This window comes from Paraburkholderia sp. OAS925 (assembly GCF_040543975.1).
Taxonomy (GTDB): Bacteria; Pseudomonadota; Gammaproteobacteria; order Burkholderiales; family Burkholderiaceae; genus Paraburkholderia; species Paraburkholderia graminis.
Window position 1 is genome coordinate 1,644,600 of the sequence record NZ_JBEUNO010000002.1, and the last position, 22,998, is coordinate 1,667,597.

Annotated in this window: 21 protein-coding genes; 5 read left to right on the plus strand and 16 right to left on the minus strand. The window is 63.4% G+C overall.

What is annotated here, in order from left to right:
• Positions 1-9 precede the first annotated feature (9 nt).
• Genes ABIE53_RS26150 through ABIE53_RS26160 form a run of 3 tightly spaced genes read right to left on the minus strand, consistent with a single transcriptional unit; the run spans position 10 to position 3,058 of the window.
• Complete coding sequence (locus ABIE53_RS26150; RefSeq protein ID WP_044021901.1) at positions 10-1,125, minus strand: ABC transporter permease; 1,116 nt, start codon at positions 1,123-1,125, stop codon at positions 10-12.
• A gap of 23 nt (positions 1,126-1,148) precedes the next feature.
• On the minus strand, positions 1,149-2,093 hold the full coding sequence (locus ABIE53_RS26155) for an ABC transporter ATP-binding protein (protein ID WP_006052050.1): 945 nt from the start codon (positions 2,091-2,093) through the stop codon (positions 1,149-1,151).
• Positions 2,090-3,058: an HlyD family secretion protein gene (locus tag ABIE53_RS26160; RefSeq protein WP_192699263.1), complete on the minus strand. Its 969-nt coding sequence runs from the start codon at positions 3,056-3,058 to the stop codon at positions 2,090-2,092. Before ABIE53_RS26160 ends, ABIE53_RS26155 begins: the two co-directional genes overlap by 4 nt.
• Positions 3,059-3,144: 86 nt before the next feature.
• On the opposite strand from ABIE53_RS26160, the gene ABIE53_RS26165 reads away from it, so the two are divergent.
• Positions 3,145-3,918 (plus strand): TetR/AcrR family transcriptional regulator, encoded by a 774-nt coding sequence (locus ABIE53_RS26165; protein ID WP_006052052.1) that lies wholly within the window; start codon positions 3,145-3,147, stop codon positions 3,916-3,918.
• A gap of 2 nt (positions 3,919-3,920) precedes the next feature.
• Here ABIE53_RS26165 and ABIE53_RS26170 read toward each other — a convergent pair whose 3' ends face one another.
• Both ABIE53_RS26170 and ABIE53_RS26175 read right to left on the minus strand, forming a co-directional pair.
• Positions 3,921-4,709, minus strand: a complete 789-nt coding sequence (locus tag ABIE53_RS26170; RefSeq protein WP_192699262.1) for an aldolase — start codon at positions 4,707-4,709, stop codon at positions 3,921-3,923.
• Between the two features lie 18 nt (positions 4,710-4,727).
• Positions 4,728-5,450, minus strand: a complete 723-nt coding sequence (locus ABIE53_RS26175) for a haloacid dehalogenase type II (RefSeq protein ID WP_006052054.1) — start codon at positions 5,448-5,450, stop codon at positions 4,728-4,730.
• 123 nt (positions 5,451-5,573) lie between these two features.
• On the opposite strand from ABIE53_RS26175, the gene ABIE53_RS26180 reads away from it, so the two are divergent.
• Complete coding sequence (locus ABIE53_RS26180) at positions 5,574-6,425, plus strand: LysR substrate-binding domain-containing protein (protein ID WP_006052055.1); 852 nt, start codon at positions 5,574-5,576, stop codon at positions 6,423-6,425.
• 56 nt (positions 6,426-6,481) lie between these two features.
• Here the strand turns inward: ABIE53_RS26180 and ABIE53_RS26185 are convergent, their stop codons facing one another.
• The 9 genes from ABIE53_RS26185 to ABIE53_RS26225 form a co-directional block, all read right to left on the minus strand.
• Positions 6,482-8,284: an NAD(P)/FAD-dependent oxidoreductase gene (locus ABIE53_RS26185; RefSeq protein ID WP_006052056.1), complete on the minus strand. Its 1,803-nt coding sequence runs from the start codon at positions 8,282-8,284 to the stop codon at positions 6,482-6,484.
• Positions 8,285-8,368: 84 nt separating this feature from the next.
• A complete protein-coding gene (locus ABIE53_RS26190) occupies positions 8,369-9,535 on the minus strand; it encodes a sigma-54-dependent Fis family transcriptional regulator (RefSeq protein ID WP_053859404.1) in 1,167 nt (388 codons plus the stop codon).
• Between the two features lie 258 nt (positions 9,536-9,793).
• On the minus strand, positions 9,794-11,578 hold the full coding sequence (locus ABIE53_RS26195; RefSeq protein ID WP_192699261.1) for a methyl-accepting chemotaxis protein: 1,785 nt from the start codon (positions 11,576-11,578) through the stop codon (positions 9,794-9,796).
• A gap of 83 nt (positions 11,579-11,661) precedes the next feature.
• The gene (locus tag ABIE53_RS26200; protein WP_192699260.1) at positions 11,662-12,360 is read right to left on the minus strand and encodes a PqiC family protein; all 699 of its coding nucleotides are present in this window, start codon (positions 12,358-12,360) and stop codon (positions 11,662-11,664) included.
• Positions 12,357-13,985, minus strand: a complete 1,629-nt coding sequence (locus tag ABIE53_RS26205) for a PqiB family protein (RefSeq protein WP_192699259.1) — start codon at positions 13,983-13,985, stop codon at positions 12,357-12,359. The genes ABIE53_RS26200 and ABIE53_RS26205 overlap by 4 nt, the downstream gene beginning before the upstream one ends.
• Entirely contained in the window at positions 13,978-14,649 is a 672-nt protein-coding gene (locus ABIE53_RS26210; RefSeq protein WP_192699258.1) for a paraquat-inducible protein A, read from the minus strand. The genes ABIE53_RS26205 and ABIE53_RS26210 overlap by 8 nt, the downstream gene beginning before the upstream one ends.
• Entirely contained in the window at positions 14,646-15,344 is a 699-nt protein-coding gene (locus ABIE53_RS26215; RefSeq protein WP_029966112.1) for a paraquat-inducible protein A, read from the minus strand. The genes ABIE53_RS26210 and ABIE53_RS26215 overlap by 4 nt, the downstream gene beginning before the upstream one ends.
• A gap of 26 nt (positions 15,345-15,370) precedes the next feature.
• A complete protein-coding gene (locus ABIE53_RS26220; RefSeq protein ID WP_192699257.1) occupies positions 15,371-16,315 on the minus strand; it encodes a DUF2950 domain-containing protein in 945 nt (314 codons plus the stop codon).
• A 20-nt stretch (positions 16,316-16,335) separates the two neighbouring features.
• On the minus strand, positions 16,336-17,661 hold the full coding sequence (locus tag ABIE53_RS26225; RefSeq protein WP_192699256.1) for a DUF3300 domain-containing protein: 1,326 nt from the start codon (positions 17,659-17,661) through the stop codon (positions 16,336-16,338).
• A 587-nt stretch (positions 17,662-18,248) separates the two neighbouring features.
• On the opposite strand from ABIE53_RS26225, the gene ABIE53_RS26230 reads away from it, so the two are divergent.
• Positions 18,249-18,698 (plus strand): glycine zipper domain-containing protein, encoded by a 450-nt coding sequence (locus ABIE53_RS26230; RefSeq protein WP_006052065.1) that lies wholly within the window; start codon positions 18,249-18,251, stop codon positions 18,696-18,698.
• Positions 18,699-18,768: 70 nt separating this feature from the next.
• On the opposite strand, the gene ABIE53_RS26235 is transcribed toward ABIE53_RS26230, so the two are convergent.
• Together ABIE53_RS26235 and ABIE53_RS26240 are read right to left on the minus strand one after the other, a co-directional pair.
• Positions 18,769-20,781: a bifunctional DedA family/phosphatase PAP2 family protein gene (locus ABIE53_RS26235; protein WP_192699255.1), complete on the minus strand. Its 2,013-nt coding sequence runs from the start codon at positions 20,779-20,781 to the stop codon at positions 18,769-18,771.
• Between the two features lie 301 nt (positions 20,782-21,082).
• The gene (locus ABIE53_RS26240) at positions 21,083-21,835 is read right to left on the minus strand and encodes a glycine zipper 2TM domain-containing protein (protein ID WP_192699254.1); all 753 of its coding nucleotides are present in this window, start codon (positions 21,833-21,835) and stop codon (positions 21,083-21,085) included.
• 233 nt (positions 21,836-22,068) lie between these two features.
• Here ABIE53_RS26240 and ABIE53_RS26245 point away from each other — a divergent pair, with 233 nt between their 5' ends.
• Together ABIE53_RS26245 and ABIE53_RS26250 are read left to right on the plus strand one after the other, a co-directional pair.
• Positions 22,069-22,410: a hypothetical protein gene (locus ABIE53_RS26245; protein ID WP_192699253.1), complete on the plus strand. Its 342-nt coding sequence runs from the start codon at positions 22,069-22,071 to the stop codon at positions 22,408-22,410.
• Positions 22,411-22,500: 90 nt separating this feature from the next.
• Entirely contained in the window at positions 22,501-22,977 is a 477-nt protein-coding gene (locus ABIE53_RS26250; RefSeq protein ID WP_192699252.1) for an OsmC family protein, read from the plus strand.
• Positions 22,978-22,998: the final 21 nt, after the last annotated feature.

Genomic DNA, 22,998 nt, shown 5'->3' on the forward strand with positions numbered 1-22,998 from the left:
ACGTTCTTCCTAGTCGAGTGTGCGCCGATAAAAACGCAGCGCAATCGCCATCACAACGGCGGTGAAAAGAGCCATGGGCCACACTGAGGGCCAGAGATCCGCCCATCCGTCGCCCTTGAGCATGATTCCGCGAATGAGCCGGTTGAAATACGTCAACGGCAAGAAGTTGCCGATGAACTGTGCCCATTTCGGCATGCCCGCGAATGGGAACATGAAGCCGGACAGAAGAATGTTCGGCAGAAAATAGAACATGGTCAGTTGCATCGCCTGCAACTGGTTCTGTGCAAGCGAGGACAGCGTAATGCCCACAGTCAGGTTCGCGGCAATGAACAGCAGCGCGGCCAGATAGATTGCGATGGGACTGCCGACAAAGGGCACATGAAATACGAAGCGTGTGGCGATCAGTATGATCGACGCCTGAATCAGGCCAATGGCCACATAAGGAATGATCTTGCCGGTCATCACTTCGACGGGAAGAACTGGCGTCGCGAGCAGATTTTCCATCGTGCCGCGCTCGCGTTCGCGCGTGACGGCGAGGCCGGTCATCATCACGAGCGTCATGGTGAGAATGACGCCCATGAGCCCGGGAACGACGTTGTACTGCGTAATTCCTTCGGGGTTGTACAGGTTGTGGACTTGCACGCCGAAAGCGCCTGGCGTGCCGTTGAGATGCGCGAGCGGTCCGGTGATGTCCTTGTCGGCGACGGGCTGTACGAGATTGGGCAGTGCGGCGACGGCGGTGTGAGTCGCGGTCGGGTCGGTGGCGTCAGCCTCGACAAGCAGTGAAGGGTGCTCGCCGCGCAGCAGCTTCCTCGAGAAATCGACCGGTATGTTCAGCACGAACTGCACGCGGCCCTGGGCGAGCGCACGGCGTCCGGCTTCTTCGTCGGGCAGCGTTTCTACGATGTCGAAATACGCGGAGTTCCTCATCGCCGCGATGAAGCTGCGCGAGAACTCGCTTTGGTCGTGAACGATAACGGCAGTCGGCAGATGCTTCGGGTCGGTGTTGATCGCGAAACCGAACAACGCGAGCTGAACGATCGGTATGCCGACGATCATCGCGAACGTGACGCGGTCGCGCCGCAATTGAAGGAACTCCTTCAGCACCACGCTCCACCAGCGCATCAACGAAAAGCCCGTACCTGTGCTCACGATCGCGCTCCGAAGTTATCTCGCGAATGACTCATCAGATAGATGAACACGTCTTCGAGTCCGGTTTCGATCGGCTCCATGCGCAAACGCGTGTTCGCGGTGGCCTGTTTGAGCGCGTGTTCCAATGCCGCATGATCGCGCCCGCTGGCATGCAGCGCGGCGCCGAATACGACGGTTTGATCGACACCAGGCATCTCGCGCAGCTTCTCGGACAATTCGCTCAGATGCTCGCCTTGAATCGACCATGTAGCGAGGTTCTGCGACTCGATCACCTCTCGCGACGTGCCTTGCGCGAGCAGCTTTCCATACGCGATATAGGCGAGTTTGTGACAGCGTTCGGCTTCGTCCATGTAATGCGTGCTGACGAGGACGGAAATGCCGCGCGCCGCGAGCCGGTGGAGTTCTTCCCAGAAATCGCGGCGCGCAGTGGGATCGACGCCCGCAGTCGGCTCGTCGAGCAACAGCAGTCTGGGCTCGTGAAGCATGCACGCTGCGAGCGCGAGGCGTTGCTTCCAGCCTCCGGATAGCGACCCTGTGAGCTGATTCGCGCGGCTTTGCAGTCCGAGCGATTCGAGCGATTTGTCGACGGCATCGCGACGGTTGCGCATCTGGTAGATACGCGCGACGAACTCGAGGTTCTCGCGAATGGTCAGATCTTCCCAATACGAGAAGCGCTGCGTCATATAGCCGACATTGCGCTTGATCTGCGCACTCTCGCTGCGGATGTCGTAGCCGAGACATGTGCCGGTGCCCGAGTCCGGCGTCAGCAGTCCGCACATCAAACGGATCGACGTCGTCTTGCCGCTGCCGTTAGGGCCGAGAAAGCCGAAGATCTCGCCGCGCGCGACCTGCAACGAAACGTCGTTGACCACGTGCTTGTCGCCGAAATGCTTGTTCAGGCCGTGGACGTCGATCACATACTCTGGCGCGGGTGTACTCATTTGAGCGCCACCGTCACCGGCTGACCCGGATGAAGCTTCGTTGCATCTGCAACCGACGTGTGTGCTTCGATCATGAAAACGAGCTTCGCGCGGCTCTCGTTGCTATAGATAACCGGCGGCGTGTACTCGGCTTTATTCGCAACGTAGGTAATCTTCGCGGTCAAATCCACTGCGCATCCGTCGTAATGGATCGACACTTCGCGGCCCGGCGCCAGTGCGCCGACTCGCGTTTCCGGCACGAAAAAGCGCACCTTGATGTTCTGCGGCGGCAGCAATTGCACAACGGGACTGCCGGCCGGCACCCACTCGCCGAGGCGATAGAGCGTGTCGTAGACGAGCCCGTCGGCGGGCGCGCTCGCGCGCTTCTGATCGAGCTTCCACTGCGCCTGTGCGACGACCGCTTCGGCCGCCGCGACCTGAGCCTGCTGCGCAGCGATTTGTTGCGAGCGGCCCGGCAAACGCGCTACTTCCACCTGATTCGTAAGCTGCCGCACTTGCGCCGACGTCGCCTCTGCATTCGCGCGCGAATCGTCGAGCTGCGCTTTTGCAATGCCGCCCGCGCTGTACTGCGCTTCGTCGCGAGTGAGTTGCAGCGCCGCCTTGCGCGCGTTCGCCGCAGCCTCGGCGAGTTGCGCGCGATTGACGTTGACTTCGGGTACGCGCTTGCCGGTTTGAATGTCGGCGAGTTGCGAGCGGGCCGCCGCGAGTTGCTGCTGCGCCTGCCGCAGCGCGGCCGTTTCGTCCACTGAATCCAGTGCGAAAAGAGACGCGCCCGCTTTTACGGTTTGACCGCGCGCGACCTGCAACTGCGTGAGCGTGCCGGCCTGCGATGAGCCCAGGTACACATATTCGCCCTCTGCATAGCCCTGGTAGGCGTTCTCGTCGCGCTGCGTGCATCCTGCAAGCAGTACGCCGAGAAAGAGTGCCAATGCGGGCCGCCAGAGCCGGGTAATGAAGTTCCTCATGGGGTGTCGTCCGCACGGATGAAGTACAATGAATATATGCGAATTTGAATTCGAATTCAAACTATTTCCGGAGCCTGCACTTTCCCATGCCGACGAAACGAGCGACGACTCCTGCAAAGCAGAAAGAGCGGACCAAGCAGGCAGGCGCAACGAAAACACCCACGACGGCGGCGCGCAAATCCCGCACGGAACAGGGAAAGCAGCCTCGGCCGGTCAATCGCGCGAGCCGTCCCGACGGTGCGGCGACACGCCAGCATCTGCTCGATATTGCGGGGCAGGTATTCGCCGCGCGCGGTTTCGCCGATGCCACCAGCAAGGAAATATGCGAGCGCGCGGGCACGCCGATGGCGTCCGTGAACTATCACTTCGGCAGTCGGGAAGCGCTATACGAAGCGGCGCTCGTCGAAGCGCATCGCCAGGTCGTGAGTCTCGATGAATTGTCCGCGCTGACAGAAGGGCCGGGCGATGCGCGGGACAAGTTGCGAGCGGTAATCTCGCGATTCGTGGGTCTGTCGACCAGCAGCGGCGCGCCGTGGGGATTCATGCTGATGCTGCGCGAAGTACTGTCCCCGTCGCCCGCTATTCCTGCGCTGATTGAAAAGGCGGTGCGGCCAAAGGCAACGGTTCTACTCGGATTGATCGGCGAGGTATTGCAATTGAATCCGCAAGAGCCGGCCGTGCAGCGCGCGCTGATGTTCGCCGTGCTGCCCTGCATCGCGCTGATGATCGCGCCCAGGCAAATGCAGGCAGCGTTGCTGCCCGCCGTTGCAAAAGACAAAAATGCGCTGGTGGAGGACTTTATTCGCTTCGTGATGGCGGGACTCGATGCAGTCGCCGCCGCGCATCGAACGCGCAAATAGTTCTATTGATCGAATGCGATGCCGTGCCTGCGCAATTCGCGCATTGCGCTTTGCAAATGCGCGTGCGCGCTTTCCTTGTCGCCGGCGCGCATCTGTTCATAAGTACGCTGCGCCACTTCGTGCGGTATGGGTTTCAGCGGACGATTACTGCTCATTGCCTTTAACTGGACTTCAGCCGCACGCTCCAGGTAATAGAGATCATCCCACGCTTCGGCAATACTCTCGCCGGCCACCATCACGCCGTGATTCTTGAGGAGCAGGATATCGGCGTCGCCGATGGTCGCGGCAATGCGGTCGCCTTCCGAGTCGTCGAGCGCGAGGCCGTTGTAGTTCTCATCGACGGCGGTGCGGCCGTAGAACTTCAGGGCCGTTTGCCCGAGCCACAACAGCGGCGGACCGTCGAGCAAACATAACGCCGTGGCGTTCGGCATATGCGTATGAAAAGCGGCCTTCACGCGCGGCTTTAACCGATGCAATCGTGCGTGAATATAAAACGCCGTTGCTTCGGGCTTTCCTTCACCCGACACCACATGTCCGTCGAAATCGCAGATTAGAAGCCGCGATGCAGTGATCTCCGAGAACGCATAGCCATACGGATTGACGAAGAAGAGATGGTCGTGTCCGGGCACGACCGCCGAGAAATGGTTGCAGATTCCCTCTTCAAAACCGTATTGCGCCGCTAGTTGAAAGCATGCCGCTAGTTCGATACGGGCCTCCATGACAGCGTCGGAATCGAGTCGTAATGTCGTCGACGATTTCGCCGAACCAATGGATGAAAGCGTATGCGCCATGTTCGTCGTTCCTCAAAGTCACCAACCGAGCGATGCAAAAAGAGCCGGCACCTGGTCGAGCGTGGACAGTGTTGCATCGGGCGTGTAATCGGGCAGTAGCGTGCGGCCAGTCGCACGGTCGATCCATACGCAGCGAAAGCCGATGTCGCGCGCGGCCGCGTGATCGAGATGCGGACTCGCGCAGATATGCACGACTTCATCGCGTGTCACGCCGAGTTGTTCATGCGCGTAATCGAATAGCCGCCGGTTCGGTTTGTACGCGCCCGCTTGCTGTGCAGTGATCACACGGTCGATAAAGCCGCCCAGTTGCGCGACGTTGCCGGCAATGATGTCGTCGTCGGTATTCGACACGATGCACAGGCTATAACCATCCTGCTTGAGTTGCCGCAATGTGTCGACCACTTCCGGAAACGGCGGCATCGCGGAAATGCGGCCCGTCAAAGTACGTATGTCGCGCTCGTCGCGCTCGTCGCTTTCGTCGCCGGGCAAGCCGAATTCGGCGAGGGCAATACGCAGCGCCGTGCCCGCGACTTCGCGAAACGTGCGATAAGGCGGAGTCTGCTCGAGTGCGTGTTCGTGCCGGTCGTAGACGGCGAGCAGCTTCGCGGGGTCCACGTCATGACCGCGCTTGCTCTGAAGAATCTCGCGTACCGCGGCTTGCAAGCCTTCGTCCCACTGGATCAGTGTGCCGTAGCAGTCGAACGTCAGCCAGCGCGGGCGTGCGGTGTTTTGCAGTGACATGGAATGTGTTCCCGAAGTGATGGACCTGTGAATGGCGTTTAGCTTAGGCGCATTGACACTTATTGGAAAATTAAATTAACCTCTCGACGTCAGTTGCATTGCAAATAACGAAGCGAGTCCATCATGCTTGATCTTGACCTGTTGAATACGCTCATCTGCGTTGTCGATGAAGGCAGCTTCACGCGTGCCGGCGAGCGCGTGCATCGCACGCAATCCACGGTGAGCCAACAGGTTCGGCGGCTGGAAGAACTGGTCGGTCGCACGCTGCTGATGCGTGACCGCACCGGCAATCAGGTGACGCCAACCGAGCATGGCGAACTGCTCGCGCAATATGCGCGACGGCTGCTCGCGCTGGCGCAGGAAGCACAAGATGCGTTGACGAGCGACGTTGCGGTCACGCCGCTTCGCATAGGCGTTCCGGAAGATTTCGACGCGCGCCGCATGTCGGCCATGCTGTCGGGCTTTGTCAAAACGAGGCCAGGCGTCAGGCTCGAAACAGTGGCCGGCATGAGTGCCGATTTGCAGCGCAGGCTCGCGAATGGCGAAATAGAAATCGCGCTGATCAAGCGCGAGCCGGCAAGCGGCGAGTGTCTCGCGTCGTGGCCGGAGTCGCTCGTGTGGGTGCAGGGCGCGAATGCACAAGCGCTGGAACCTTCTTCCGACGAACCCATTCCTCTCGCGCTATTTCCGCAAGGCTGCGTGTACCGGCAGCGCGCGATTCGCGGTCTCGACAAAGCGCATCTGCGCTGGCGCATTGCATTCGGAAGCCATAGTCTCACTGGCATTCAGGCCGCGGTGTCGTCCGGATTGGGCATTTCGGTTCTGCCCACTACCGCAGTACTGCCGGAGCATCGCTTATGCAACGGCTTACCGCCTTTGCCGCCGACAGAGCTTGCGCTCGTCAGCTCCGGCGGCGTGCTCAATGCGCATCAACGCGCGCTGGTCGACTTTCTTCTCACGGAAATGAGTGCATAGAGAGGGTGCATAGAGCGGCCGGCTCGAAGCAGAAGCCGGCCGCCATGCTCTCACATCTACGAAAGATGATGCACTTCCTGCAATCCGAACACGGGTGTCGGAATGCCTTCCATGCGAGCCTTGAGTTGCAGTGACAGATACTGCGAGTAATGCCGCGACTGATGCAGATTGCCGCCATGAAACCAGAGTGCTTCTTGCTGAGTGGGCTTCCACATGTTGCGCTGTTCGCCTTCCCACGGCCCTGGATCTTTCGTCGTGTTCGAGCCGAGGCCCCACACTTTGCCGACTTTGTCGGCCACTTCGCGTGAGATGAGATCCGCGGCCCAACCGTTCATCGAACCATAGCCTGTTGCGTACACGACGAGATCCGCTTCGAGTTCGCTGCCGTCGCTGAGCAGCACCGAATGCTCTTTCAGTTCGACTACATCGACGCCGCTTTTCAGCTTGATCTTGCCGTCGGCGACGAGTTGCGATGCGCCGACATCGATGTAATAGCCGGAACCGCGCCGCAAGTACTTCATGAAAAGGCCGGAGTCGTCGTCGCCGAAATCGAGCATGAAGCCGCTCTTTTCCAGGCGCGCATAGAACTCCGCATCGCGCTCGCGAATCGCGTTGAAAACCGGGATCTGAAACTCGTGAAGCATCGCATACGGTATCGATGCGAAGGTCAGATCCGCTTTCGCGGTCGTCATGCCTGCGGCCACCGCGCGTTCCGAATAGAGATCGCCGAGCGCCAACTCCATTAGCGAATCGGACTTCACGATATGCGTGGACGAGCGCTGCACCATCGTCACGTCGACGCCTGCTTCCCACAGCGCCGCGCAGATGTCGTGAGCCGAATTGTTCGCGCCGATCACGACGACCTTCTTGCCGTGATACGCGTCCGGCCCCGGATGCTGCGACGAATGATGCTGCTCGCCCTTGAATACATCCATGCCCTTGAAGCTCGGAATATTCGGCTTGCCGGACATGCCGGTCGCGAGCACGAGTTGCTTCGGGCGCAATGTGATGGGCTCTCCGCCTCGCTCGACTTCGACGATCCATTCGCCTTTCGCTTCGTCGTAGCGCGCCGATTTGCAGACGGTCGATCCCCAGTAGTTCAGCTCCATGACCTTCGTGTACATCTCGAGCCAGTCGCCGATCTTGTCCTTCGGCGTGAAGACGGGCCAGTTGTCGGGGAAGGGCAAGTAGGGCATATGGTCGTACCAGACCGGGTCATGCAGACACAGCGTTTTATAGCGCTTGCGCCATGCATCGCCCGGCCTTTCGTTCTTATCGACGATGATGGTCGGCACGCCGAGTTGCCGCAGCCGCGCACCGAGTCCGATGCCACCTTGCCCGCCGCCGACAATCAGGCAATACGGTTGCTCCGCCGTGCCAAGCGTGTCGAGCTCGGCCTCGCGCCGCTCTTTCCAGCTCGTGCGATCGCGGCGTGCGCCGTGCTCGGCGCCCATCGGACGAAGCGGCCCTTTGGGCTCTTCATGGCCCTTCAATTCGGCCATCGTGGTGAGCAGCGTCCAGATGCGGCCTTGCTTAAGTCGAATGAAGCCGGTGCCGCGCGCGACGCCGGTTTCGAACGTGATCCAGCCTTGCGCGACGCCGTCCGCTTCCGTTGCGGGCTCGTTATCCGCAAGCCGCAGCCTGGACGGTTTGATTGCAGCCAACTGTGTATTCAGCATTTCCGCGATTTGCTCGCGGCCTTCGAGCGTCTTGATGTTCCAGGTGAAAGCGACGAGATCGCGCCAGTAGCAGTCGGGCTGAAACAGGTCGACGGCGGCTTGTGTGTCGCCGCGTTTGAGCGCGGCTTCGAGGCTTTCCAGCACAGCGGATATAGCCTGATTTGCAGTGTTTTCAGACATGGTTGCTCCTCCATATGAAACGGATAGTCAAACTTCAGAGAGAACGCGGGTTCTATGCCCGCTAAGGGAATCTGTGCAGCGCCGCTAGCACTTGTGCGGCGGCAGAATATGCAGCTTCGCGATGCGTCGATACAAAGTCGCGCGCGATATGCCGAGTGCTTGCGCGGCCAGGTCCGTGCGCCACTTGGCGTCGTTCATCGCGTCGACGATGCGCCTGCGCTCGAGCGCTTCGCTCTCCGACATGAGCGGCATATCGTGCGGCGCGGTGTTTGCGTTGTTGGTGCTTGCTTCTGGCGATGCGGCGTGCGTGCGTCGGGAGATTCGCGCGGCGGCCGGTGCGCGCACACGCGCATAGAGCGGCGAGCCGGTATCGTTGAGCCTCAGCGATACGAGACCGCGGCTTGTCTTGGCGTCGAACAGACGCTCGGGCGGAACGTCGAAGATCTCCGACACATGGCGCGGCAACTGATTGAGCGCCGGCAGACATTCGCGTGCGCGCCGGTTCGCGGCGACTGCGTGGCCGCGTGCGTCGATGGCAATCAGAATCTCGGGCTGCGCCTCGACGTAATGGCGGTTGCGGTGCGCGAGCAGTACCCAGCAATCCGTTGCGGCATTCAGGAAGTAAGCGTCCTCGATCAGCAGCGCGCTTTGCCGCACGATGTGATTGACGAGCCGCTGGCTTTCGCGATCGTCGGGCGAACGTACGGCCGATGCATCGAGCACGCCGAGCAGTTCGCCGTGCAAACCGAAAATCGGCGACGCGCTGCACGTGAGCGTGGTGAAGGCCGCGCGAAAATGATCGCTGCGATGAACGGTAATCGGCTCCGCGTCGAGCAGCACGGTCGCGACGCCGCACGTGCCTTCCTCGCTCTCGGACCAGCATGAGCCGAGATAGAGTCCCGCACGCTTGAAGTCGTGGCGGCGGTCCTTGTCGACGCGATAGTCGATCGTCACGCCTTTCGCGTCGGTGAGCATCACGCAGTAGTCCGCTTCGCGCACCATCTCGTGCAGCCGCGACAAACACTGGCCCGACGCGCGCAGAAACGATTCCTCGCGATGCTGCACGTCGCGCAATTCGGGCACCGTCAGAATGCGCGGCCCGGCGGTCGCGCCGGGATCGAGATGGTATTGCTCGAGCGAGCGCCTATACGACGAGGCAAGCCGTTTGCCGTCTGCGCCCGGACGCTGGGTTCGTCCTTCTATGACGTTGCATATGCGGTCGATATGTCTCGTGGACGGAACGTAGGGCATGACGAGCCTCCGGGCGAACTCAGCGCGAACTGGGTGCTGGAGACATTCTGCGCTACACCGCACCGCGTGTCTCCGAAGCCTGAAACGTACGGTACGTTTGTAGCACGCGCGAATCGGGAGATCACACTGCAGTGCACCATCGGGGGCGGTGAGAATTTTTTCTCAAGGGCGAAGACGCACGCGACATGGCGCGTGCGCTGGCTTGCTGCAAGAAAAAAACCGGCGCTCGTGCGCCGGTTCTTGCGGGAAGGGACGGACTTAGAACGTTTCCCAGTTTTCCGCGCCGGCGGTCTGGAGTTCGCGTTCCTTGAAGTGCGAGGACGATGAAGACGACGAGGAAGACGCCGGCAACGCCTTGCGCGCCGTGGCGCTAATAGCCTTCGACTTCGCCCCCGGCACAGCCGTCTTTTTCGGCGGCGTGGCGCCGCGCGCGGACCTCGCGACAGCGCTGCGCATTGCCCCTTGCCCACTATGCCCGGCCGCATCCACCCGGAAAACCGATACCGCCGAGCGCAGGCTTTCGGCCTGATCCGCCATGGCCTGCGCGGCGGCGGTTGCCTGCTCGACGAGCGCCGCGTTTTGCTGAGTGACTTCGTCCATCTGCGTGACGGCCACGTTGACCTGCTCGATGCCCTTCGTTTGCTCCGACGACGCCGACGCGATCTCGCCCATGATGTCGGTCACCTGCTGCACCGAGCGCACGACTTCGCTCATCGTCTGACCTGCGTTTTCGACGAGTTGCGAGCCGCTCGCCACATGCGACGCGGAGGCTTCGATCAGTTCCTTGATCTCCTTCGCCGCGGTCGCACTGCGCTGGGCGAGCGTGCGGACTTCGCCCGCGACGACCGCGAAGCCGCGGCCGTCTTCGCCTGCCCGAGCGGCTTCGACCGCTGCGTTCAGTGCGAGGATATTGGTCTGAAATGCAATTGCTTCGATCACCGAAATGATTTCGGTCACCTTCGTCGAACTCGATGAAATGTCGCGCATGGTCGACACGACCTGGTGAACCACTTCGCCGCCGGATGCCGCGGTCGTGGAAGCCGCCGCGGCGAGCGTGCTGCCCTGACGCGCGTTATCGGTGTTATTGCGCACCGTCGACGTCAACTCTTCCATGCTCGCCGCGGTTTGCTGGAGCGACGCGGCCTGTTCCTCGGTGCGTTGCGACAGGTCCTGGTTGCCTTGCGCGATCTCGCCGGCCGCCACCGAGATCGATTCCGCCGACGTCTTGATGCCCGACACGATCGTGGTGAGCTTCTCGCGCATTGCTTCGAGCGATGCCATCAGACTGCTCCGGTCGCCGGCTGCAACCTGCACGCGCACGGTCAGGTTGCCTTCTGCGATCTGCGCGGCCATTTCCTGCGCGGCGCGCGGCTCGCCGCCCAACTGCCGCAGAATGCTGCGCGAGATGAGCGCGGCAGTCGCGACGCCCAGCAGGAATGCGATCGCGGCAATGACCGAGATCATGGTGCGGACCGTCGAGTAGGTCGCGAAGGCGCTGAGCTGCGCTTCCTTGTTCTGCTCATCTTCGACGCGCGCGAGTTCCGTCGCGCGGGCAAGCCATGCTCGCTGCGGCGGCCGCGCGTTTTGCAGCAGCTCCTGCGTCGCAAGCGCGGCGTTCTGCGACAGTGCGAGATCCATCGCCTTGCGCAGCGGCGGCATCGCCGCGGCTTCGTCCTGCTTGAGCTGTTCGATCAGCGAGCGCTCCACCGAAGTCGTGGCCGGCTCCTGCGCGAACAGGCGAGTGAGTTGCTGGTAGGCGTCCGCATAATTCTGATCCTGCTTCTTGATGCGGTCCGCTTCCTGGGCAAGGTCGCGCGGCTCGGTGATCAACGCCAGGTTGCGTATCGCGATGGCGCGATCCTGAATCGACGCGCGCAATTCGTTCGCGAGACGGGTCTCCTCGTTATTCACGCGGGCAATGCCGTCGAGACTATCGTTCAGCTCGGACAAGCCGAACAGCGCGATGCCGGCCAGCACGAGAAGCAACGCCGTCAGCAGGCCGAAGCCGGTTTGCAGGCGCGTGGAGACCTTCATGTTTTTCATTTCCGTTCCTGTATCCAGAAGAGGCGTACATCTGGTTTACGTCTGCCTGCCGGAATACTGAAGGGTGTTTGTAATTGAGGGTTTCACTGCGCGGGGCAAGGTGGCGCGGCTTGCCCACGCAGGAGGCGATGCGCACGCGCCGCGGCGTCGAGGGCGCGAATGCCGTCGGCGACATTGGCGGCAATCTGCTGAAGCGCTTGCCGATGGCCGGCCACGAGCGCGTCGTTGCCCGTGCCGACCGGCTCGCTGACGACGCTGCGGCACGTCAGCACCGCTTCCTCGGACAACGCCCGCACGCTCCACACCGCGTCGATCAGCGCATGCGAGCCCGGCCACGATTCGAAGCGCTGCACACTCAATTTCACGCGATAAACCGACACGCCGGCCGGGCGCGGAGAACGCGAGACGTCGATCGCATCGAGCTGTTGCGCGAGTTGCTGCGAGAGCGCGAGACGGATTTCGTCGGCGGGCAACGACGCCCAACGGGCTTGCTCGAGCACGTCCACGCGAGTCGCGCTGGTCTGCACGACGAGCGCCGACCGCGCGACTTGCGCGGGCACGTCGACGGCCGCGACGTCGATCATCAGCAAAGGCGGCGCGGCGCTGCGCACTTCGCTCGATGCGAGCCCGCCGGCGAGCGTATAAAAGCGGCTCGGCGGCGACGAACAGGCACTGAGCGCGCCGAGTGCGACGAGAGCCACCGATGCCACCGATGCCATCAACGCCGCGCATGGCGCGAGCGCGGCAAACCCGGCGAGCGGACGACGCGAATAGCGGCTCATGGCTTGTCCTCCGATTTGCCGCGCACGAGCGATTCCGGATGACGCTCCAGATAATCGGCCAACGCGTTCAGCGATTGCAGCGTGCGCGTCAGTTCCTGCAACGCCTGATGCATGTCGGCCTGCACCGGCGAATCCTGCCTGAGCGTGGCCTCCGCGGAACCGAAAGTCTGTTTGGCTGCCGCGAGCGTGTCGCGCGCCTGCGGCATGATCTCGGTGCTCAACTGCGCGAATAGCTTGTCGGCATTCTTCAGCGAGTTGTTCAGGTTCACGCCGATCTGATCGAAGGGCATGCGCTCCAGCTTCTTCGCTATCTCCGCGACCTGCGTTTGCAATGCGTCGAGCGAATTGGGAATGGTCGGCAGTTCGAGCGGATCGCGCGCGGGATCAAAGCTCACGGGCGCGGCCTTCGGGAAAATATCGAGCGCCACATATAACTGACCCGTCAGCAGGTTGCCGGTGCGCAATTGTCCGCGCAGCCCGCGCTCGACGAGATGTTGCAGCAGCCGCTGATTTTCCACCGTCCCGGCTTTGGGGACCTCCGTGCCGTGCACCCGGCGCCTCAGCCGGTCGGGATACAGCTCCAGCGTGACGGGCATCGTGAAGCTGCGCGTCTTGGGATCGTAGTCGACGCCGATGTCCGTGACCTGGCCGAGCACGATGCCGCGGAAGTCGACCACCGCGCCCACCGACAATCCGCGCAGCGACTGGTTGAACTTCATCACGGTACGCACCGGCGTGGTGTCCGGCGCGCGCATTGCATCGGCTTCGTCGGACGCGAGATGGAAGCTCGAGTAGTCCGCGGCCTGCGGCCCCGGCGTCTGACCCGGCGGCGCGCGGAACGACAGACCGCCGATCAGGATCGACGTAAGCGACTGCGTGTTCACGACAAAGCCGTTCGAATCGAGCCGCACATTGACGCCGCTTGCATGCCACCAGCGCGAATTCGTGCCGACGTACTGATCGTACGGCGCCGCCACGAATACCTGCATCGTCACGCCCGTGCCGTCCTTGTCGAGCGAAAGGCCGTACACCTGGCCGACCTGCACGCGCCGGTAAAAAATCGGCGAGCCAATGTCGATCGAGCCGAGCGAATCGCCGTGCAGCGTGAAGCGCCGGCCTTTCTGATCGCCGGTGACGGGCGGAGGCGCCTCAAGCCCGACGAACTCGCTGCGCGCCTCTTTCGAGCGGCCCGCGTCCACGCCGATATATGCCCCCGAGAGCAGCGTGCCGATGCCGGTTACGCCGCTCGCGCCGATTCGCGGACGCACCACCCAGAAGCGCGTGTCCTTCACCGCGAAGTCGTCGGCCTGGTTGCTCAATTGCACCGCCACCTGCACCTGCGAATGATCCTTCGACAGCGTGATGCTCTTCACCGAGCCGATCACGACGTCCTTGTACTTGACCTGCGTCTTGCCCGGCTCGAGACCTTCCGCGTTGTTGAAACTGATGGTGACCGCGGGGCCGCGTTCGGTGATCGACTTCACGACGAGCGCGATGCCGATGAGCGCCGCGATCAGCGGCACCACCCAGACGAGAGAGGGCAGCCAGCCGCGGCGCGGCTCGATGCCGGGATCGGGCGCGTCCGGCAGATCGGGCGGCGCGGCGGGGCCTTGCGGGCTATTCATGAGGCGGCTCCGTAACGGGGCGGGAAATCGGCGGGCTGCCGCCTTCGAGGTTGTCCCAGATCAGTCGCGGGTCGAATTGCATCGACGCCAACATTGTCAGGATCACTACGCAACCGAACGCGAGCGCGCCGGGCCCGGCGGTGATGACGGCAAACGATTCGAAGCGCACGAGTGCGACGGTCAGCGTGATCACGAACACGTCGAGCATCGACCAGCGGCCGATGCGCTCGACAAGCCGGAACAGCTTCACGCGCTCCATCGGACGCCATGCCGAGCGGCGTTGCGCAGTTGCGGCGAGCAGCACGAGCACGCCGAGCTTGAGCATCGGCACGAGAATGCTCGCGACGAATACGACGATGGCTAGCGGCCACGACCCCGAGGTCCAGAAATAGATGACGCCGCTGATGATCGTGTCGTCTTCCGAGCCGACCAGCGACGACGTATGCATGACCGGCAGCAGATTGGCCGGGATATACAGAATCGCGGCCGAAATCAGCAGCGCCCACGTGCGTGCGAGGCTGTTCGGATTGCGCCGATGCAGGGTCGCGCCGCAACGCGGGCAAGACTGCGCGATGTGAGCGGCGTGAGCGGTTGCGCGTCGCGCGACGCGTCCGCATGCGTGGCAGGTGAGGAGCCCCGCTTTCGATGCGGTGAGTGTGTTCATCGCGTGACCCGGTGTTTGTGCCACGGACCGCGCGGCGCGGCGACCGGCAGCCAGTTGCCGCGCGTGCGTCCTGGCTGCGCTGCGCGGCGCGCGCGGATGTCGTCTGCGAAGTCCCAGAGCGTGCGCGGATCGAACATGACGACGAGCACCAGCATCAACGTGAGCGCGCCGAAGGCGAACAGCGCCGCGCCCGGAACCACGCGCGCGAGGCTCACCATCTTTACGATCGTGACCAGCACGCCGAGCATGAATACTTCGATCATGCCCCAAGGCCGCACGAACTGAATGGCGCGCAGCACGCGATTAAAGCCCGGCGGCACGTAGCCCTGGCGAATGGAAGTCAGCACATATAGCAGCGCGGCCAGTTCGGTCAGCGGGAACAGCACCGTCGAGCAGAACACCATTGCCGCGACCAGTTGCATGTCCTCGTTCCATAGCGCGACGAGTGCGCCGAACAGGCTCGTGTGCGAGGTAATGCCGCCCGTTTCGAGTTCGAGGAGCGGCGTGCCGAGCGCGATCACGAACGTGAACAGCGACGCGAGCGTCAACGCACAAATGCCGTCGAGGTTCGTCGACAAGCCGCGATACAGGATCGCGCCGCAGCGCAGGCAATGCGCGGACGACTTTCCGCGCAACCGGCGCTTGCGGAACAGCGCGTCGCACTCGTGGCAGGCAACCAGGTTTTCTTCGTTCATACGGGCATCGGCGTCGGTATCGGCATTCACGGCGCTACGGGTTCCCACGACGCATCAGGATCGAACGATCGGAGCGCCGGCGCTTTTCTTGCCGACTGCGGCCCGAGGTTCTTTTGGTAAACCTGGCCATCCTGATTAACGATGAAACTCATCACGCCCGTCTTGCCGTATTCGGCGGGCCACGCAACGAGGCCATAGCCCTTCGTCAGCGTGCCGTTCTCCACATAGTCGAGCGCGCCGCCCTTCGCGTGCGAACCCTGCGCGCTCAGAATGCGAAAGCGATAACCGTGATAGCCCTCCTTGCTCACCGACCCCGTGTTCGGCATCGCGGCTGCGAGTGGACCGAGCGGACTTTCCGCCTCGCCGGGAGCGGTGGGCCAATAGAGGCCGTCGTGCTGACCCGGTGTGCTGAGGAGGCGCTGCGCGTAATGGCCGGCCGATGCGCGATAGTCGCGCTGCGCATCGAGATAGGCAAGCGACGTCATGATCGCCGCGCGTTCGTTGCGGCCGATTCTGCGCGTGAGGATTTCATCGCTGCCCGCCGCAGGATCGAAACGCCAGCCGCTTGATGCCTGCACGAGCGGAATCGGCAGCGTCCAGCCGCCGGTGCCGACCGACAGATGCTTGCTTGGGCGGCCATGAAGCGGCGCGGCGTCGTCGACGATGCGATGGCCCGCGGCCCACGCGCCCAGGAATTCGTAGATGTCCTCGTCGCCGACGTCCTTCGACGGAATGAAGCGGTCGTAGTGCTGGCCGAGCACGTGCTGCATGGCCGCGTGGTCGTTGATGGCGAGCGCGTCGGCGAATGCATCGGCGGCGGCTTCCGGTGTCGGATAGACGGCTTGCGCATGCGCCGGTGCCGCGCAGACGAGTAGCGACGAGATCGCAATCGTCGTGTGAGCAAGATGGCGCGACAGCGGCACTGCGGTGAATCTCGCGAGACAAGCGCGAATCGATTGAATGTGGTTCATGAGCGGCTCCTGGGTATCGTTCAACGTTGCCGGCCGAGGTGGCGTTGTCCACCGCCGCCCGCGCCGAAGCCGCCGCGTTCATGTCCACCGCCGCCTGCACCGAAGCCGCCGCGTTCCTGTCCGCCGGCACCTGCGCCGAGGCCGCCGCGCTCCTGTCCGCCGCCGCCTGCGCCGAGTCCGCCGCGTTCCTGTCCACCACCGCCTGCACCGAGGCCGTTGTGCGAGCCGGCTTGCGCCTGGCGGCTCGCTTGGCCGCGCTCGATGTCCTGCCGTGCGGCCGGGCCGTTGCCCGCGCCGCGCAGCGCGTTGTCGCGATTGACGTTCTGCGCGCTCGCGCGAATGTTGCCGGCGTTCATACCGCCATGCTGAATGCCTTGCAGACGCTCGCTCGCGCTGCCGCCGAGATTTTGACCAGTGCGGTTCTGCAGCGCCTGCTGCGCTTGCGCGCGTGACGTGGAGACGTCGCGCCCGCGGTAAGCGTCGCGCTGCACGCCGCCGCCGATATTCGCCGATGCGTTCCGGTTGAACGTCGTGTCGCGATTCCATCGCGTGGTGTTGCTGTTCACGTCGAGGCGCCGGTTCACGTTGATGTTGTTGTATCGGTTCACATTGATGTTGACGTTGTGGTTGTTCCAGTTGACGTCGCTCCACAACGCGCTCGTGATCGCAATACCCACGCCGAACGCGAGACCCGCGGCGAGCCCGCTCGCGACCGCATAGCCGGGCGGCGGCGGCACATACACGGGCGGATAGGCAGGGTAGGGCCACACGCCGTACACCACCGTCGGGTTATACGTCGGCACATAAACGACCTGCGGATTGACCGGCACGATCTGAATCGTGCTCTGTTCGACGATGACCTTCTGCTGTTCGGTCGTCTTCAGATTGCCGGCTGTTTGCGCCTGTTTGCGCAGACGTTGCACGGAGTCCATCACGTCGTTCGGCTGCGCGAGAAACGCGTTGCCGAGTTGCGCGACCCAGTCGGGCTTCGACGCCATCGTGGCGAGCACCTGTGGAAACGCCACCAGCGATTGCACGCTCGGGTCCCACGGTTCTGCGGCGACGGCTCTGACCGCGTCGTCGCCCTTGCTGTTCGGATTCGCCTTCGACCATGCCGCCGCAGACGTGACTTCCTGCGGAAAGGTCGTGGCCATCAGCACCTGGGCGAGCAATGCGTCGGGATAGAGCGCGATCGGCGCAGTCAGCGAATCGAGTTGCTGACTGGATATCTTCGCCGCGGTTTGCGCGTGGGCTGCGGGAGTCGCGACATCGAGCATGACCGGCAAGCCGGCCAGTATGGCAATCGCGATTAGCGTTGCCCCCTGGATTGCGCTTGAGCGTTTCACGATGGAATCTCCGTGTGTCGAAGTTGCATGTCTCGTTGTGATGTGGATGAGGGCGGGCTCGTGGTGTGCGCTCGTGCTTGCACATGAATCGACGGGCACGGCGTGACGAACATTGGACTGCGAAATGCGGGAATGGAATGGGCGTGTGCGGCAAGCGTGTCAGGCATTCGTGTCGGTATATCCCCGTTTCAATGGCGAGATTATTAGCTCTATTCCATATGGAATTGCAATGCTCGAGCCAAATAAATTCGGGTTGAACTTGGCGAAAGGATGATCTATGACACGCCGTGTTCAATTAGCACTTGGACAGGTTAATGCAGGTCCGAAAAAACGTAGGCATATCTAAGCATAGGCTTGCATTTGCTAATGGATTTTTCTATCTTCCAAGCTGGAAGAATCATTCGGTGAAGAGAATCGTAGCGCATGAATCGGTGCGCACGGTGTTAAGCAAAGCTGTTCACGTTTAGCTGCATTGCTCTCGGCTGCCGCGAGCCTGCCACGTAAGATGCGTTGAGCTGTGCGCCTCGCAGACTGCCCTCGTTCAGCAGATGCATGAGCCGTCAGTGTTCCTCACTAGAAGGTTTCAAATGAAGCGATTCGCCGCATTGATTCTGGCAAGCGCGAGCGCGCTTGCTTATGCCCAGAAACCGGCAACCTATCCCGCGCATGGACAAAGCCAACAGCAGCAGATGTCGGATGACGGCGCGTGCTATGCCTGGGCGAAGCAAAGCACCGGCATCGATCCGGCTGTCGTCGCGCAGACGCCCGCGCCACCAGCGGGCCCGACCGGCGCGCGCGTCAGAGGGGCGGCGCGAGGCGCGGCCGCGGGTGCGATCGTCGGGGACGTGAGCGGCAATGATGCGGGACACGGCGCCGCGGTGGGCGCGACCGCGGGCGTGCTCGCCGGCGGAGTGCGCAGCCGTCAGCAGCATGCGGCGCAGGCGCAGTCCGCTACAGCGTCGCAGCAATCTTCGATGACGACTTATTGGCATGCATACGGCGCGTGCATGCAAGGCAAGGGCTACACCGTTCAATAGCGATAGCGGGCAACGGGCGACAGGCTCGCATCGCATTTCATCGCATCTCATCCGCGCGGCCTGACGCCGATCATTCTCCCGCAGCGGCGAGCAGCGATACGGGCACGCCGCGGCAGCTCACTGTCGCTAGTACCGCGACGCCTTCTTTACCATTGAGCTTCACGCCTGTCTCGTCCCGAGATAACTGCCTGTCGACCCGCACGAGATTAAGCGGCCACGATGCACGCGACAACCGTTCATGCGCGATCGACCCGATCCACAGCGGCACGGCGGACGTGCCGTTATCGACCGCATAGCCGCTCGGCCAGAAGCGCAGCACGTCGCGTCGATTGCGCGTGTCGCCGGGACGCATGAACACGAGCGACGACGGCACGCCGTTGTTCAGCTTCGGCAACACGGGCAACGCGGTCGCGGGCACATCGGGCGAGGCGAGCGAAAGCAGGCTATGCACGGAGAGCGTCGTGCCCTCGATCCATCCCTGCTCGCGCAATTGCCGGCGCAGCGTATCGCCGTCGGACACCCATTGCAGCGTGAGCGGCTCCTTGCGGTCGCCGCCCATATCCGAGCGATAGCAGGGAAGTTGCTTCCACACCGAATCCGTCCATTGTTGCTGCGTCACGTGCGTGAGCGGCGTCGGCACCAGCGTCAGGCCGCCCGCCGGCGCGCCGCTCATGCCGACGCCGGACTGGACGCCCACGCTCACGAGCACCGTCACGAGCATGACGGCCGGCATCCAGCGGCGCGCTGGCGGCGGCTGCGGATGCCGCAATATCGCGGTGAGCGCGACAATCGCCACCCACACATAGGCGAGCGCCGCGCCGCCGATCGCGTCCGACACCCAGTAGCGGCCGAAGTACACGCCCGCCAGCGCGACGACGATGACGACAAGCGTGCTCGCGGTGACGACGACCAGACCCTCGAGCATGCCGACCCGCCGCGCGAGCAGGAACGCAAGAAAGCCATATACGATGACGGTCGCCGCCACGTGATTGCTCGGGAATACGTAGGCGTCGGTCATCAGCGCGTTCGGCGCGGCGCGTTGCATCGCGAGTTGCAACGCGAAGATCAGCAGCTGCGAAAACAGCACGGCCGCGAGCCAGTAGCCCACGGTGCGCCAGCGCCGCTCCCATGCCATCCACAGCGCGACGGCGACGATCAGCGCGGCGAGCGTGCCGGTGCTGCCGAGCGTCGCGAGGCCGGCGAGCAGCGAGTCGCCCCACGGCGTGCGCACCGATTGCATGAAGCGATAGACGGACTGGTCGACGTGTGTGAGCGGGTCGCCGCTGATCACGTCTTCGAGGATGCCGAAGAACAGTGCGCCGCATACCAGCACGATCAGCGACGCCGCGAGAATGCTGGTCGCATCCGGCGCTTCGGGATCGAGCAGTCTGCGCGCGACGCGGCCGACCGGCCCCGGATGACGGCAAGCCCAACTGCCCAGATGGCGGCCGGCTGCATTCGACCATGCGTGAGCGTGCGACAGCAGAAAAGCCGCCGCGCGATAGCTGAGCCAGATGCTCGCGACGAGCAACGCGAGAATCACGACGAGCCGGAACGACACCGCGCCGGCAAGCAGCACCGACGCGCCGAACACGACGCCCGGCAGGATATGCGCGGGCGCCCACAGCAGCGCGGACAGCACGTTCATCGCGTAAAAGCGCACGGGCGACATGCCGAGCATGCCGGCGACGACCGGCACGATTGCGCGCAACGGTCCGGCGAAGCGCGCGAGCACGACGCTCTTCGCGCCGTGCTTGCCGAAGAAGCGGTAACCGGCTTCCAGCACTTCGGGATGACGGGAGAACGGCCAGAGCTTGACGATCCGGCTCTTGTAGCGGCTGCCGATCCAGAAGCTGAGGCCGTCGCCGGCGATGGCGCCCGCGATCGCCCACGCGAGCACCCAGCCGAGGCTCAGCGAGCCGGTGCCTGTGAGCGCGCCCGCGAGAAACATCGCGGTGCTGCCGGGAACGAATGTGCCGATGACGGCAACCGACTCGAGAAAGGCCGCGAGAAATACGACCGTGAGCAGCCATTCCGGATGACCGGCCAGCAGGTGCAGGAGGTGGACGTACGCTTGCTCCATCGTGCGCGATCAGCCGTTTGGGCCGTTTGGGCGTGACGGTCGATCATAACGCGCGCGGAGGGTTTGTATCGTCGGCGGTGGGTGTGCGGTGGGGTTTGGGCGGGGTGCGGCCGGTGCGTGCCCGATGATGCTGGGGGTGCCGATCGCTACAAACCGTGGCCGCGGGTGCCGGTCATGCCCGCGGGTGCGCGTCGATGCCACTAGTGCGTGCTTGCCAGTGCCGGTCGTCCTGGTTTCTGCACGCGCTTTCCTCACGCGCCGGCACGCGCGAGGAAAGCCCGTCAAACGCTAAGCGTCACGCTCACGAAGCCGAAAGCTGGTCGCCCGAAACATGCACGCGTTCGCCGACCTGGACCGGCGGCTGCGTCTGATAGTCGAAGTTGCGGTAGCTGCCGTCCTGCATGCGCACCTGCACCTGATAGCTCGTCTGCTTGCGCACCGCATGCTCGATGCCGTTGCCCGCCAGCCCGCCGCCGACAGCGCCGGCAATCGTCGTCAGGATCTTGCCGCGTCCGCCGCCGATCTGATTGCCGACAAGCCCGCCCGCGACCGCGCCGCCGAGTGCGCCGAGGCCGGTCGTCGGCTCGGGCGACTGCACGGTGTTGATCGCGACCACTTCGCCGGCGTACGGATCGGCGGGAACCGGGCGCGTCGCCGGTTCGTTGGCCGTCTGGTAGCCGTTGTTGTTCGCGTAGCGGGGCGCAGTCGCGCCGCCGCTATGCGTGCGATGCACCGGCGGTTTGGCGGGCGCAGCATGCTGTGCCGGCTCCTGCGCCGTTTGCGCGGCGGGCTGCTGCACGTTTTGCGGCACGGCCTGCTGCGTCGTTTGCTGTGCAATCGACGGCTGCTGCGCGTTGAGCGTGCCGCTCGCGCTTTGCGCGGCGAGCGCCGCGGGCGAAACCGCGGGTTCGGTCACTGCATGCGACGTGGGCAGCAAGCCGGTCATCGCGGCGATCCCCGTCGCGCTTGCGACGATGACGGCCACCGCTGCGCCGGCGATCAACGGATGGATACGGCTGCGCGGTGAAGTGCTGGTCGTGACGTTCGTATTCATTGCGGTCTCCGCGGGTAGGTGCCTGCAATAACGGTTGCGCGACGCGTCCGGTGCACGTTCCGCCCGCGCTGCTTTGTAAGGATTTGTACGACTTTGCACAGCGGCAGGCGGCCGGAGGCGAAACGCGGACATAACCTGTTACGAGCGTGAACGAAGCAGGCCGCGGTTCGTCATACAGGTTGAGCGGCGCGTTATCGCGCGCAGTCCAACGGACGGAATGACGGAGTGGAGCAATGAAAATCGTAATGGGCCGTATGGCAGCAACAGTGGTGATCGCGGCGTCCCTTTGCGGCGCGGTCGGAACGGCGTGCGCGCAGTCGGGCGGCACGCGCACGGCGCCGTCTACCGGAAACGTGGCTGGCGGCGGCGGAACGGTCGGCTCGACGCTCACGCCTTCGCCGGGACTTGCGACGCCTGGCGGCTCTATTGGCACAGGCCTCAGCGCAGGCGGCGTCGGCACGGGTCTGAACTCAGGCCACGTCCCTAACACGATGCGAGCGAACGGCACGAGCCTGAATCAGAACCCCGATCCGCGAGTGCCGAGTCTCAGCGGCAGGCCGGCGGCGCCGCGCTAGATCGACGCGCGCGAGCGGTGGTTTGCAGCGCATAAGCGGCTTTAAAATGAACGCTTCATCCACCGGTTCACCCCATCACAGGAAGCGCGCATGGCATACGGCGAGCACAACTACCAGGTCTCCGTTCAATGGACGGGCAATCGCGGCAGCGGCACATCCGGCTATCGTGACTACAGCCGCGATCACGTGATCGCTTCGGGAAGCAAGCCGGACATTCCGGGCTCGTCCGACGCCGCGTTTCTCGGCGACGCAAAACGGTGGAACCCCGAGGATTTGCTGGTCGCGGCGGCCTCGGCGTGTCACAAGCTGTGGTATCTGCACCTTTGCTCGGACGCGGGCATTGTCGTCGTCGACTATCGCGACGACGCCGAAGGGACCATGCTCGACAGTCCGCAGCAGGGCCGCTTTTCGCAGATCGTGCTGCGTCCGCGCGTGATCATTCAGGCGGGCGGCAACGCCGAACTGGCGCAGCAGTTGCACCACACGGCGCATGAGAAGTGCTATATCGCGAACTCGGTCAATTTTCCGATTCTGTGCGAACCGGCGATCGAAACGCGTGCGGGCTGAGCACTGACGCGCGCCTTTACC